We start from the raw sequence: 14198 nt of genomic DNA on the forward strand, positions 1-14198 counted from the left end.
CAATTAGTTTTTAGTATCTTCAGCTGTTTCAATTTCTTGTTCAAGAACTGCATCGGCAGCTTCTTTTGCTTCAGCTGCTTCTTTTTCTAATTGTTTCGCTGATTGTTGTTCGGCAAATTTTGTTAGGGCATCAACTGTGATCAAGTCATCATCATCGTCATCCATATCACGCAATTCGATTTCTTGTTCTTCAATGTCCAATACGCGCATATCTAATCCAAGTGATTGTAACTCTTTCACCAATACACGGAATGATTCCGGTACACCTGGTTTTGGAATTGGTTCACCTTTGACGATCGCTTCGTATGTTTTCACACGACCAACCACGTCATCAGATTTGTACGTTAAGATTTCTTGTAATGTATAAGCTGCACCATATGCTTCCAGTGCCCATACTTCCATTTCCCCAAAACGTTGTCCACCAAATTGAGCTTTACCTCCAAGTGGTTGTTGAGTAACAAGTGAGTATGGTCCAATAGAACGAGCATGCAATTTATCATCGACCATGTGGGCCAATTTGATCATGTACATTACACCAACAGAGATACGGTTATCGAATGGTTCACCAGTACGTCCATCGTAAAGTACTGTTTTCGCATCACTAGCCATACCAGCTTCACGAACAGTGTCCCAAACGTCATCATCATTAGCCCCATCAAATACTGGCGTTGCAATGTGGATACCTAATTGACGGGCAGCCATTCCTAAGTGCAACTCTAGTACTTGTCCGATATTCATACGTGATGGTACCCCTAATGGGTTCAACATGATATCGATCGGTGTGCCATCTGGTAAGAACGGCATGTCTTCTTCCGGCATAATACGGGATACGACCCCTTTATTTCCGTGACGACCGGCCATTTTATCCCCTTCGTTGATCTTACGTTTTTGAACGATATACACACGAACGAGCATATTCACACCTGGTGACAATTCGTCGCCAGCTTCGCGAGTAAAGATTTTCACATCGTGAACGATCCCGCCGCCGCCATGAGGCACACGTAGAGAGGTATCACGAACTTCACGGGCTTTTTCACCAAAGATTGCATGTAGTAAACGCTCTTCAGCAGATAACTCAGTTACCCCTTTAGGCGTTACTTTACCTACTAATAGATCGCCATCTTTAACCTCAGCACCGATACGAATGATTCCCATTTCGTCAAGATCTTTCAACGCATCTTCACCAACGTTTGGAATTTCGCGAGTGATTTCTTCAGGTCCTAATTTTGTATCACGAGCTTCTGATTCATATTCTTCAATATGAATAGATGTATACACATCATCTTTCACCAAACGACGGCTCATGATGATCGCATCCTCGTAGTTGTACCCTTCCCACGTCATGAATCCAACAAGTACGTTTTGTCCTAAAGCCATTTCTCCTTCTTCCATAGAAGGTCCATCTGCTAATGTATCGCCTTTTTCAACTTTTTCGCCTAAAAGAACGATTGGACGTTGGTTGTAGCTTGTACCTGAATTTGAACGACGGAATTTTGTGACCATGTATTTATCTAATGCGCCATTGTCACGGCGAACGCGTACTTCTGATGCATCCACATATTCAACGACACCATCATGTTTACATAAAAGAGCGGCACCTGAGTCATGTGCAGATTTGTATTCCATACCAGTTCCCACAAGTGGTGAACGAGGTTGGATCAAAGGCACTGCTTGACGTTGCATGTTGGCACCCATCAAGGCACGGTTGGAGTCATCGTTTTCCAAGAAAGGAATACATGCAGTCGCCACGGCAACTACTTGTTTCGGTGAAACGTCCATGTAATCGACTTTATCGATCGTTACTTCAAGGTTTTCACTTTGTAGACGAGCCATTACTAATTCTTCAGCAAAGGTTCCATCTTCGTTTAAACGTGAGTTTGCTTGCGCTACGATATAGTGGTCTTCCGTGTCAGCAGTTAGGTAATCCACTTGGTCTGTTACTTTTCCAGTTGCACGGTCCACACGACGATACGGAGTTTCAATAAAGCCAAATTTATTGACTTTGGCATAACTTGATAAGCTATTGATCAAACCGATATTCGGGCCCTCTGGCGTTTCGATCGGACACATACGGCCATAGTGAGAATAGTGAACGTCTCGTACTTCATAGCCGGCACGGTCACGAGTCAAACCACCAGGTCCTAAGGCAGATAGACGACGTTTGTGTGTCAACTCACCTAGAGGATTTGTTTGGTCCATGAACTGTGATAGCTGAGAAGAACCAAAGAATTCTTTGATACTTGCTACAACTGGACGAATATTGATCAATTGTTGTGGTGTCAATGTTTCAGTGTCTTGAATAGACATTCTTTCACGAACCACACGTTCCATACGCGCTAAACCGATACGGAATTGATTTTGTAACAATTCACCGACTGAACGGATACGACGGTTTCCTAAGTGATCGATGTCATCCACATTACCGATATCTTCTTGTAAATTGAAGAAGTAGCTCATTGAAGCAACGATATCTGCCGGACGAACTGTTTTCACACTTGTATCAGGATACCCATTACCGATCACATTAACGATACGCTCCGGATCTTTTGGAGAAAGAACTTTGATGACTTGAACTGTCATTGGTTCAGTTACCACACCGTCTTCGCTAGGGTAATAAGTCACGCTGTTTAGTCCGTTATCGATATGCTCACCTAATGTTTCCATTACTTGGTGCGTCAACACTGTTCCTTTTTCAACAAGGATTTCTCCTGTTTCAGGATCGATCAGTGTCTCTCCTAAAGTTAGGTTCAATAGACGTGTTTTTAAATCTAATTTTTTGTTGACTTTATAACGACCAACATTTGCTAAGTCGTAACGTTTTGGATCAAAGAAACGAGCATTCAGTAAGTTACGAGAACTATCTGCTGTTTTAGGTTCGCCTGGGCGAAGACGCTCATAAATATCTTTTAGCCCTTCTTCTGTACGAGAATCGCTAGCATTTTTGTGTAAATCTTTTTCGATCGTATTACGTAAACTTAATGACTCACCGAAAATTTCAAAAATCGTATCATCAGAACCGAAACCTAAAGCACGGACTAAGACAGTTAAAGGAATTTTACGAGTACGGTCAATACGCACATAAGAAATATCCTTGGCATCTGTTTCCATTTCCAACCATGCGCCACGGTTAGGGATCACAGTTGAGCCAAAGCCTTCTTTCCCATTTTTATCTACTTTGCCATGGAAATATACACCTGGTGAACGTACTAATTGAGAAACGATAACACGTTCTGCTCCATTGATGATAAATGTTCCCATTTCAGTCATTAGAGGGAAATCACCGAAGAAAACTTCTTGTGATTTGATTTCTCCAGATTCACGATTGGTCAATCTTAGAGTGACATGTAAAGGTGCAGAATAGTTTGCGTCATGTGAACGCGCTTCTTCTACGGTGTACTTAGGTTCTTTTAATTCATAATCTACGAATTCCAAAGATAGGTTTCCTTGGAAATCATCAATTGGTAAAATGTCTTCAAACATCTCTCTTAAGCCTTCATCTAAAAACCATTGGTAAGAGTCTGTTTGAATCTCAATCAAGTTGGGTAATTCCAACACTTCACTGATCCGGGCGAAACTTCTACGTTCGCGGTGTTTTCCGTATTTTACTACGTGTCCAGCCAAGCTCTTCACTCCTCTAATTAAAAGTCTATCAAAACACTAACTGAAACATTTCATTTTCATTACGAATATTAAATATACGTAACAACGAGCATTTTTTGCGGTTTTTAGGCAAAAAAAAACCAAAAATAGAATGTGCTCTTGAAAATTTTCTCGTGCGTTTTCTACTTTTGTTTCCCTATTAAAAACCGGAACGGACAATATTTCGCTCCTGCTTCAGCATTTTTCAGATAGTTTTTGCATTTATACATTCTACTTCTTTCTATAGTAAAAGTCAAGAAGTTCAAGTATCTTTTATTATAGAAAAAAAAGCACTCGATTTTACAATCAAGTGCCTCTCATTTTACGATCATTCTTATTGAACGGTGATGTCACCAGTTACTTCTGCGCCTTCTTTATCAAGAGTAGCAGATGTTTTGTATTCTTCTTTTTCAAACGTTACGTTTCCGTCAACTTTTGCACCGTTTAAAACAAAACCATTCGCTTTAACTAAGATGTTTCCTTTAACAGTTCCGTTAACGATATTGAAGTTTTCTGATTCAACAATTAGCTCTGGTACAGTGATCGTATATTCATCCGTCACTTTACGATCTGAATCTTGTGCATATAAAGCTAATTTTCTGTAGATATCCGCAGAAGAATCGCCTTTATCATGGAATTCACCTGAGACAGTCACATCTTTATCAAACATTACATCTGCAGTTGCAGCGATGATCCAGTTTCCATCTTCACCTAATGCTTTTTCGAGTACTTCTGGTTTGTCACTAACAGAGGCAGAACTTACAGCATCCATGCTTGAGCTTGTTGAAGTTGCTTCTGTTTTGCTGTCAGATGAGCTCGCTTTTGTATCTTTGTTGTCGCTGCTGCATGCGCCCAATACTAATACAGTTGCTGCTAATGTACCTAAAGTAATTAATTTTTTTGAAATCATAACTATTCTCCTAGTCTTTTTTAATTTTATCTACAAAATGAATTTTAGCATGGAAAGAAGAAAATAAAAAATATTTGCTTTTTACTTTAAAAAAAATAAATTGTCTGAAAATTTTAAATAATCTGTTGACATCCTTCCAGTTTTTGAATTATACTAAGTACAATTCAATTTGCGGAGGAGATTACTATGACTTACTTAATCAACCCACAACTGAATAAAGCTTACTTTAGCTATTTTAGATAGGTTTGTATTCATGAAATCATGGGTGCAAACAGCAAAAACTGTTTTTGTATCTATGATGGCTAGAGCACTTTGCACTGAACAAACAGCCACGTAGACAATCCTAAGTGGCGAACGAAAGTATTGAACTGACGACTTTTATCAATCCATTTAGGCATATTGTCTGAATGGATTTTTTGTTTTAACAATCATACTGGAGGAATTGAGATGAAAAAGAAATTACTAGGATTGAGTATTGTATCAGCAGTGGCTTTACTAACACTTGGCGCTTGCGGAAATGACAAAAAAGCTGATTCAGGTTCAGACAGCGATATGAAAAAAATCGGGGTCTTACAGCCTGTCGAACACGGCTCATTGGATGCTGCTTTTGAAGGATTCAAAGAAGGCTTAGCTGAAAATGGCTTTAAAGAAGGTGAAAACCTAACGATCGAATACACCAACGCTCAAAATGATCAGGCCCAATTAAAAAGCATGAGTGAAAAGTTAGTCAAAGAAAAACCAGATTTATTGCTAGGGATCGCAACACCTGCCGCACAATCACTATTAAATGAAACCACTGATATTCCCATCGTAGTAACTGCTGTGACTGATTTAGCTGGTGCCAAATTGGTGAAATCAGATGAAAAGCCAGGTGGAAACGTGACAGGAACAACAGATATCGTTCCCATTGATAAGCAAATTGCTTTACTACTAAACATCGTTCCTGATGCGAAAACAATTGGAATCATGTACAACGCTGGTGAAGCGAATTCTAAAATCCAAGCTGATATGGCTGAAAAAGCGCTAAAAGATAAAGGCGTCAAAACAAAAATTTTAACAGCAAACTCAACAAATGATGTCCAACAAGTAACAACTAGCTTAGCAAAAGACGTTGATGCTATTTACATCCCAACGGACAATACTTTCGCTTCTGCCGCTGCTGTGATCGGAGAAGTAGCCAAAGAACATAAAATCCCTGTCATCGCTGGTTCGATCGAACAAGTAGAACAAGGCGGACTTGCAACGGTCGGAATCGACTATAAAGCTTTAGGAAAACAAACTGGTGTCATGGCAGCTAAAATCCTCAAAGGAGAAGCACAGCCTGCAGATATGCCTGTTGAAAAAGCTAAAGACTTAGAACTTTTTGTAAATGAAGACATGGCAAAAGCGCTAGATATCGATCCAGAAACGATCAAAGCACCTTAATTTACAGACGATGAATAAAAATAGTAGTGATGCAGAAACAACTGTTTTTGCATCACTAAGCTACATAAAACTACTGAAAGAAGCTGATTTTGTTGATAGACATACTACTCTCCTCAACCTCGCAAGGCCTTTTATGGTCATTACTGGCGATTGGGGTATTCCTGACTTACCGTATTTTAGATATTGCTGATTTAACTACCGAAGGAAGTTTTCCTTTAGGCGGTGCTGTAGCAGCAGTGATCTTAGCCAAAGACCCTGCTTCCTGGCCTGCTCCTTTTCAATCCTTATTTAGCCTTCATTCGATGATGGCACCCATTACCGCTTTGATCATCGCATTTATCGCTGGTATGTTAGCTGGGCTGGTTTCAGGTTTACTTCATACAAAATTAAAAATTCCGGCTTTATTAGCAGGAATCATTACCATGACCGGTTTATACAGTATCAATTCCCGTATTATGGGCGCACCAAATATTTCTTTGATCGGAACAGATTCGATTTTTTCTCATGCACAATCACTAGGACTTTCAAAAGTAAACAGCACGATTTTAGTCGGAGCAATTATTGTGATCCTCGTTATTATTTTACTTGTTTTATTCTTTAGAACAGAAATTGGATTAGCGACTCGTGCAACGGGAGATAATCTTGATATGAGTGAAGCAAACGGCATCAATACAGACAACATGAAAATCATTGGCTACATGCTTTCAAACGGCTGTATCGCCTTAGCAGGTGCTTTGTTAGTTCAAAACAATAACTTCGCTGATTTAAACTCTGGGATCGGAACGATCGTCATTGGATTGGCTTCGATCATCATTGCCGAGGTTCTATTTAAAAATAAATCGCTCGGCTTACGCTTGATCACAATAGTAATCGGTGCGATTCTATACCGTTTCATTCTTGCTTGCGTATTAGAATTACGTGTCGACCCAGCTGACTTAAAACTATTTTCTGCAATTATTTTAGTGATCTGCTTATCATCACCATTGATCCAAAAAAAATTAGGGTTCTCTAAAATAGGTAAACGCAAAGGAGGCGCTAATTAATGCAGCCAGTATTAACGATCAAAAATCTCCATCAATACTTTGAACGTGGAACAGTGAATGAAAATCACGTATTAAAAGGAATCGATTTAACAATCAATCAAGGAGAGTTCATTACCATCATCGGGGGAAACGGTGCTGGTAAATCAACACTTTTAAACAGTATCGCAGGGACTTTGCCCATTGAAGAAGGACAACTAACGCTACAAGGAAAAGACATCACCAAACAACGTGTTGTTGATCGCTCAAAACAAATCAGCCGTGTTTTTCAAGACCCTAAAATGGGGACTGCAGTTCGTTTGACTGTGGAAGAAAATATGGCCCTTGCAATGAAACGAGGAAAAAAACGCGGACTTAGCAATGGTGTTCGCAAAAATGATCGTGAATTTTTCAAAGAACAATTAGCTAGTCTAAATTTAGGACTGGAAAATCGATTAGCTGCAGAAATTGGTTTATTATCTGGAGGTCAACGGCAAGCGATCACTCTATTGATGGCTACTCTGATTCGACCAGAACTGATTTTATTAGATGAGCATACAGCAGCATTAGATCCAAAGACATCGATCACCGTTATGGAATTGACTGAAAAACTGATTCAAGAGCACCAATTGACTGCCTTCATGGTCACTCATGATATGGAAGATGCTATTCGCTACGGCAATCGATTGATCATGCTGCATCAAGGGCAAGTGGTTGTTGATGTACCAAATGAACAGAAAAAAGATTTGACTGTGAATGAATTGATGGATATGTTCCACAAAAACAGTGGACAAGAGTTGAAAGACGATCAGTTACTTCTAGTTTAAAAAATAGCTCAAAATATCATTTATCAAATTAAAAGTCACCGAGTCATAGCTCGTTCGCTATAGCTCAGTGACTTTTTAGGTATTCATTATCCACCCATCAAGAAATCAAGAACATTCCATCCATCAGATGTTTGACCACGGTACAATTCGGTAAATCCGCATTGTGTACAGCTGATCGTAATGAATTTTTTATTTTGTACATCAAAAATTTTGGCAAAATTTCCTCCAGTTGCCTGAAATTGATCAGATACATAATGCATGTTCCCACACTTCTCACAAACATATTGTTGCTTTTCCATTTTTCCCACTCCATCTCTTTGATTTCCAGTGTCACTTAGCAGAAATGACAAGTAGTTCTGCTCTACTTCTTAAGTATAGCAAGCTTTCCACAAGAAATCATACATCTTAAGAAGGATTTTCTTCTCGTCTTACAGGCGGATTGTGGTTGACCCGCTTCTTCTACATCAGCTACAATAAAATCATCATAAAGGAGCGAAAAACATGTCAACTAAAAGTCAGGTATTAACCTTATTAATGAAACAAGCACCCACCTTTATTTCTGGTGAAGAAATGGCTCAGGAACTCTCCTTATCTCGAACAGCGATTTGGAAAGCCATCAATGAACTAAAAAAAGAAGGTCATCAAATTTCAAGCAGCCGCAATAAAGGCTATCGGTATGACTCTTCAGACATATTATCTGCCGAAGGGATCAAACTTGCTCTAGCCCCAACAACACCTGATCTTTCGATCACTATTCTTGATTCCTCCGAGTCAACGATGAAAGACGCTAAACTAGCAGCCATCAACGGTGAACCTGATAACACTTTAATCGTTGCAGATATTCAAGAAGCACCAAAGGGCCGGTTTGGAAGACCTTTCTTTTCTAAAGCAGGCTGCGGTATTTATATGAGCATGCTTTTACGTCCAAATCAACGATTTGAAGAGATGGCACAATATACAGTTATCATGGCTGTAGCTGCTGCTCGTGCAATGGACGAGTTAGCTCATCTAACAACTGAGATCAAATGGGTCAATGACATTTACTTGAACGGAAAAAAAATTGGCGGCATTCTGTCTGAAGCCATGAGTGATGTAGAGTCTGGACAAATCTCAAATGTCATTATTGGCATGGGCATCAATTTTTCGCTCAAACAAAATGAATTTCCAGAAGAGTTGCAGGAAAAAGCAACTTCGATATTTTCTGATCGCACACCAACGATCACACGAAATGAGCTGATCGCAGCTATTTGGAATCAGTTTTATCGAATCTTAGCTCAATTACCAGCGGAAGATTTTTTAGACGAATATCGTCAAAAATCATTTGTGTTAGGTAAAACAGTTTCTTTCTCCCAAGCAGGAACAGATTATGACGGAACTGCTATAGCCATAAATGAGCGTGGAGAATTGATCGTTCAGCTTTCAGATGGCTCTGAGAAAGTTCTTTCATCTGGTGAGATCAGCTTACAATCAATCAAGTGACTCTTTCTCCTAAACATAAATATTAAGAATACCTTAAGAAAAAACATTTCTTCTTTACATTCATTTCCTAAACATTTCATTTGTGTTACATTTGTATTGCAAATTAATACGTATGTTACGAAAAAGGAGAATATTTATGAAAAAAGTCGTTTTTTGTTTTACAGCCTTATTGGCACTGTTACCAATCACCAGTTTTGCCGAAGATCCAATAAGCTCTTCCGATGTCGGTGCCGTTGAAAATTCATCGATCGTTAAGGAGGCCCAAAGCTCTGATAACGAAGGAACACAAACACTCGAAAGCAGCCTATCACAAACTGAGGATTCCAGTACTGTCGAGACATCAAGCACTGCAGAAAATGCTTATGGCGATCATATGGACTCAACATTAGTTGTTTTTCAGGGCGATACTGTAAGCGCTGAGGTGCTCCAAGCAGATGGTTCTGCTCATGGTGCTGCGCTTAGAGATTTAAAGCTTTTAGAAGAGCCTTCAACAAAAACACTTGGTAGAAATGTCGTGAAAGTTAGCTTCATGCTTTATCTTTTAGATAGCGATGAAAAACAAACGGTCACTCTAGACATGAGTTATACGGTAGTGCCAGCATCACCAACCTATGATGTCCAATTTGTCTCTTATGATTCAGCTAAAAAAGAAGTCAAAGGGAGAGTTACAGCTATCAACGGAGGAACGAACGCAGGCGTTTCTATTTATGGCTATAGCGTTCCAAGTCGTTTAGGTCTTACTGTTACAACGATCAAAGAGCTATATCCATTAATAAATCCTGGTAACACAGTCGTCACTGATGCTGATGGATATTTTACTCTTCCTTATGAAGATGGTTTTTGCTTCGCGGCCTTTTCTCCTCAATCGGGTGATTATTCTCCAGTCTATACATTAGATGATAAAGCCTTCGCAGGAGCTGCAGTTACTGAATCATCTACATCTGACAGTAGTAGTACTGTGCAATCTTCTTCACCAAAAAAAGAAGAGAAAAAAGGCTTGTTCCCGAATACTGGTGAAAAGAAAACCATCTATTATTCAATTGCAGGGATCGCCATTCTTTTATTAATCGTCTTGTTCTTATTCATTAACAGCAAAAAAGGAAAAAAAGAATAGCTATTTATATTTACTATCCTAAAAAATGAGTCCAGAACAAAACTAAAAAACAGTTTTGCTCTGGACTCTAAAACTTAATAAACGGTGAGAGCAGAAGCAACTCCCTCTTGTTTCTGGGAGCCTGACACTTCTGTTCCATCCTCATTTTTCTTTTCTATTTTATAACTTTTTAACTACGATCGTCACTAGCAACCCTAACAAATAGCAACCGTTAAATGCGATCAAGTTTTTTATCGAGTACCCAAAACTTTTGGGATGCGGTAGCTCTGCTTTAAATAATTTAAGATTTTTCCAGACTTGTAATAGCGAAACAAAGGTTAGTAAAATCGGCCATTGATAAATACCAAAAACCATTCCTACCAAAATCACAGCATAACAAGCTAGCATTAGTCCTTGGAAAAGAATCACTCCATGTTCGCGTCCAATATAATAGACCAATGTATACCGATGATTTTCAATATCCGTATCCAAATCTCTCAAATTATTTGCCAACATGATATTAGCAATTGTAAACACCATCGGCAATGAAGCCCAAATGATCGCTAAAACAGACCAAAGACTGCCTATCAAGGCAAACGTTCCTTTTACCCAATCTAACTGTAAATAAAATGGCGGATCATTCAAAACATTCAAATAGATCGTCATAGCAAAAATCCCTAATCCCATCGTAAAACCGCTAAATACTTCTCCTAAAGGCATCCGTGATAACGGAATCGGACCAAAGGTATAAAAAATACCGATAAAACAACAAACTCCGCCCATTACTAAAAACAACCAACCAGTTTGGATGGTCAAAAAGATACCAACCGCAGCAGCAAAAGTAATCATAGCGAAAATCATGTTTCTCACTAAACTGGGAGCGATTCCTGAGCTGCCAATGATATTTTCTTCGTACTTATACTTCTGAGACTTTGCTTTTTTAAAATCCATAAAATTATTGATTGCAGTTGTTGCCATGTCGAATACGACCATTCCTACAAAAAACAATAATGTATAGCCTAACTGAAACTCATTAAAATACGCTATGGAAAATAATACCCCAACCGCAAATGGAAACAGACTTGCTAACTTCGTCTGGATTTCCACTACTTGCAAAAATACTTTCAACGACATATTCGTTCTCCTTATTTCAGATCCTTACGATCTCCCATCGTATATCCCGAATCTTTTCCTAATTCAAAAACTTTTTCAATATCCTTACTTACGTAAACCTTGTCTTCTTTAGTAACAAATATCACATCAACGTCTTTCAAACTTTCGGCATATTCCAATCCTTTTTTGACTCCCATTGAAAAGACAGCTGTTGATAAGCCATCTCCATCGATCGATTTCTTCGTGATGACAGTCACACCAGCAATATCATTATCAAAAGGATAACCTGTTTTTGGGTCGAACAAATGGTGATAGGTGTCGCCATCAACTTTCAAATAGCGTTCATAGATCCCAGAGGTAACGAGGGTTTTATTACTTTCTTGAACAGTTCCAACGACTGTATTTCTTGCTTTATTCGGATCTTGAATTCCAACGTTCCAATCCATGTCTTTTCCACGAGGACTGTGTCCAAGAACAAATACATTTCCACCTAAATCGACGATCGCAGTAGTGACGCCATTGTCTTTCAACACCTTAACAACTTCATCCGTGATATAACCTTTCGCAATAGCTCCAAGATCCAGCTGCATACCTTTTTCTTCAAGATAAACCGTTTGATCCTCATCATTTAGTTTTACTTTGTGATAGTCCACTAATTTCAACGCCTGATCGATTTCCTCTTGAGATGGTTTGCGCGCATCATCAAAGCCGATATGCCATAATTGAGTGATTGGTCCGATCGCCATGTCAAAGCCGCCAGAAGAGTCCTCACTGTATTCATACGCACGTTTGATCAAAGGGTAGACGTCATCGGATACTTTTACTGGTTTTATCCCCGCTTGTTCATTGATTGCATCGATTTCTGAACCTTTTTCATTGACTGTGATTTTATCACCCAACTCTTTCACTCTGGCAAAAGCTTTATCTAATACATCTTTTTTACCATCATCATAGATACGGACTTGTACATACGTACCAAGTAACGATTGCTGATCTGAGTATGGCTCTTTATTTATTTTAGCAGTCTCTTCTTTTGATCCACAACCGGCTAAAACAATTAGAAATAGTCCAGTTAATATAGTCATTAGTACTTTTTTATTTTTCATCGTATCCCTCTTTCTAAATAGAAAAATTTTCTCATCTATAGTAGCGCTTTTTCTGAGTAATGGAAAGGATTTTCTTTTGATTTATGTATTTTGATGAATTGATTTTACTGCTTGTGATCATTGAAACTTGTATGTTGGTATTTTTACTTGTGTCAGTGTTTGGTTCTTCGCCTTCTTTACTCTGGTGAGTATTATTGAGATATCTTGTGTTTTTTGCTCATTGCTAGTCTATTCTTTTCTTTGACGAGATTTACTAGTAGGGCTACTTCGCTTTCTCCGTTTGCCAAGTACTGCTCATCGTTTACTCTGATGATTTTTTGGGAGTTATCTTGCTTTGGTCACTTGTTGTTGCTTTATCCTTCTCTTGCCTTATCGTGATTCACTAGTAGGGTTACTTCGCTCTCTTCGCTCGCCAAGTACTGCTCATCATCTACTCTGGCAGAGCCAATCGTAGTGATTCGCAGCAAAAATGCAGAATTCAGATGATGACCTGAATTCTGCACATGTTTAGTTCGTCAATTGTAATTCTGTGAAAGAATTATTTTTTCATTACGATGTTGTCTACAACGATTTCATCAGTGTTGCCTTTTTCAGCAGCATTGATCAATTGTTGAGCATACATTACGAATGAGTGTGTGCTGTGAGTTGCGCCTGTTACGACTTCTACATCCGCAGCTGATCCACCATCTTCGCCCATTGCTTTAACAAATTCTTCGTTCAATGCAGGGATGTATGTTTCTGGATCTGTACCAGATTTGTCTTTCATGTTTTTGTTGTAGTCAGCATCGTCTTTTTTAGATTTGCCTTCGTCGTTTACGTTATCGTAGTTAGATTCTGTGACTTTACCATCTTTAACTACGATTGAGAATGTTGTGTGGTAGCCGTTTGAATTATTTTTTTCTTTCAATGAGTACGTACCATCTTTAAGATCCGCACCATTATCGATTTCAATTGTTTCAGTGTTTCCTGCTTGTGCAGCTTGGATCAATTGTTGTGCGTAGTTTTGGAATGATTCACTAGAGTGAGTCGCACCAGTTACTACTTCTACGCCGCTTGCGCTTTGTGATTTAACAAGTGATTCGTTTAATTCAGGAATGAACTCAGCAGGGCCAACGCCTGTTTTGTCTTTCATGTTTGTTTCGTAGTCTTTATCTTCTGTTTTTGATTTGCCATCAGCGTTGATGTTGTCGTATTTAGACTCTGTGATTTTGCCGTCTTTGACAGTCATTTCAAATGTTGCACGGTAACCATTTTTTTCGTTCTTTTCTTCTAATTTGTATGTGCCGTCTTGTAAATCAGCACCAGCTTCTTTTTCTGCTACTGTTGAAGAATCTGCAGTTTTTGATGTCGCAGTGCTTGAATCAGATGATTTCGCTGTATCTTTCTTATCATCAGATCCGCATGCCGCTAATAAAAGAGATGAAAGTGCAATAGCTGTGAATCCCTTAACAATTTTGCTCATTTTCATTTTAGTTCACCTTTTCCTTTTCTTTAACATTCCACAAACTTAGTTTGTGATATAATTTACATTCTATATAAAATTACGATTATGTCAATTAAAGTTATAAAAGAAAGAAAATTTTTTAC

Annotated in this window: 11 protein-coding genes; 5 read left to right on the forward strand and 6 right to left on the reverse strand. The window is 38.7% G+C overall.

What is annotated here, in order from left to right:
• Positions 1–3: 3 nt before the first annotated feature.
• The gene (gene rpoB, locus A5889_RS08825; RefSeq protein WP_162288355.1) at positions 4–3621 is read right to left on the reverse strand and encodes a DNA-directed RNA polymerase subunit beta; all 3618 of its coding nucleotides are present in this window, start codon (positions 3619–3621) and stop codon (positions 4–6) included.
• A gap of 352 nt (positions 3622–3973) precedes the next feature.
• Positions 3974–4549 carry a hypothetical protein gene (locus A5889_RS08830; protein WP_087640466.1) on the reverse strand — a complete coding sequence of 192 codons (576 nt, stop codon included), beginning with the start codon at positions 4547–4549 and terminating at the stop codon, positions 3974–3976.
• Between the two features lie 447 nt (positions 4550–4996).
• Here A5889_RS08830 and A5889_RS08835 point away from each other — a divergent pair, with 447 nt between their 5' ends.
• The 3 genes from A5889_RS08835 to A5889_RS08845 all read left to right on the forward strand — a co-directional run bounded on the left by A5889_RS08835 (position 4997) and on the right by A5889_RS08845 (position 7820).
• Complete coding sequence (locus A5889_RS08835; protein WP_087640465.1) at positions 4997–5974, forward strand: ABC transporter substrate-binding protein; 978 nt, start codon at positions 4997–4999, stop codon at positions 5972–5974.
• A gap of 92 nt (positions 5975–6066) precedes the next feature.
• Complete coding sequence (locus A5889_RS08840; RefSeq protein ID WP_087641518.1) at positions 6067–7017, forward strand: ABC transporter permease; 951 nt, start codon at positions 6067–6069, stop codon at positions 7015–7017.
• Positions 7017–7820 carry an ABC transporter ATP-binding protein gene (locus tag A5889_RS08845; protein ID WP_087640464.1) on the forward strand — a complete coding sequence of 268 codons (804 nt, stop codon included), beginning with the start codon at positions 7017–7019 and terminating at the stop codon, positions 7818–7820. The genes A5889_RS08840 and A5889_RS08845 overlap by 1 nt, the downstream gene beginning before the upstream one ends.
• Positions 7821–7906: 86 nt before the next feature.
• Here A5889_RS08845 and A5889_RS08850 read toward each other — a convergent pair whose 3' ends face one another.
• Positions 7907–8119, reverse strand: a complete 213-nt coding sequence (locus A5889_RS08850; protein WP_087640463.1) for a zinc ribbon domain-containing protein — start codon at positions 8117–8119, stop codon at positions 7907–7909.
• A 202-nt stretch (positions 8120–8321) separates the two neighbouring features.
• Here A5889_RS08850 and birA point away from each other — a divergent pair, with 202 nt between their 5' ends.
• Positions 8322–9299, forward strand: a complete 978-nt coding sequence (gene birA, locus A5889_RS08855; RefSeq protein WP_087640462.1) for a bifunctional biotin--[acetyl-CoA-carboxylase] ligase/biotin operon repressor BirA — start codon at positions 8322–8324, stop codon at positions 9297–9299.
• 136 nt (positions 9300–9435) lie between these two features.
• Positions 9436–10413, forward strand: a complete 978-nt coding sequence (locus A5889_RS08860; protein ID WP_176372806.1) for an LPXTG cell wall anchor domain-containing protein — start codon at positions 9436–9438, stop codon at positions 10411–10413.
• A 159-nt stretch (positions 10414–10572) separates the two neighbouring features.
• Here the strand turns inward: A5889_RS08860 and menA are convergent, their stop codons facing one another.
• The 3 genes from menA to pplA form a co-directional block, all read right to left on the reverse strand.
• Positions 10573–11526: a 1,4-dihydroxy-2-naphthoate polyprenyltransferase gene (gene menA / locus A5889_RS08865; RefSeq protein WP_087640460.1), complete on the reverse strand. Its 954-nt coding sequence runs from the start codon at positions 11524–11526 to the stop codon at positions 10573–10575.
• Positions 11527–11537: 11 nt separating this feature from the next.
• Positions 11538–12611, reverse strand: a complete 1074-nt coding sequence (locus A5889_RS08870) for an FAD:protein FMN transferase (protein ID WP_087640459.1) — start codon at positions 12609–12611, stop codon at positions 11538–11540.
• Positions 12612–13149: 538 nt separating this feature from the next.
• Positions 13150–14079, reverse strand: coding sequence for an extracellular electron transfer flavoprotein PplA (gene pplA / locus A5889_RS08875; RefSeq protein WP_087640458.1), 930 nt, complete (start codon positions 14077–14079; stop codon positions 13150–13152).
• Positions 14080–14198: the final 119 nt, after the last annotated feature.

The organism is Enterococcus sp. 9D6_DIV0238 (genome assembly GCF_002174455.2).
Lineage (GTDB): Bacteria > Bacillota > Bacilli > Lactobacillales > Enterococcaceae > Enterococcus_L > Enterococcus_L dunnyi.

Bases quoted from the DNA above. Each gene is read 5' to 3' on its own strand.
- A5889_RS08830 (WP_087640466.1), bottom strand. From the start codon at position 4,549: ATGATTTCAAAAAAATTAATTACTTTAGGTACATTAGCAGCAACTGTA.
- A5889_RS08835 (WP_087640465.1), top strand. From the start codon at position 4,997: ATGAAAAAGAAATTACTAGGATTGAGTATTGTATCAGCAGTGGCTTTA.
- A5889_RS08845 (WP_087640464.1), top strand. From the start codon at position 7,017: ATGCAGCCAGTATTAACGATCAAAAATCTCCATCAATACTTTGAACGT.
- A5889_RS08850 (WP_087640463.1), bottom strand. From the start codon at position 8,119: ATGGAAAAGCAACAATATGTTTGTGAGAAGTGTGGGAACATGCATTAT.
- birA (WP_087640462.1), top strand. From the start codon at position 8,322: ATGTCAACTAAAAGTCAGGTATTAACCTTATTAATGAAACAAGCACCC.
- A5889_RS08860 (WP_176372806.1), top strand. From the start codon at position 9,436: ATGAAAAAAGTCGTTTTTTGTTTTACAGCCTTATTGGCACTGTTACCA.
- menA (WP_087640460.1), bottom strand. From the start codon at position 11,526: ATGTCGTTGAAAGTATTTTTGCAAGTAGTGGAAATCCAGACGAAGTTA.
- A5889_RS08870 (WP_087640459.1), bottom strand. From the start codon at position 12,611: ATGAAAAATAAAAAAGTACTAATGACTATATTAACTGGACTATTTCTA.
- pplA (WP_087640458.1), bottom strand. From the start codon at position 14,079: ATGAAAATGAGCAAAATTGTTAAGGGATTCACAGCTATTGCACTTTCA.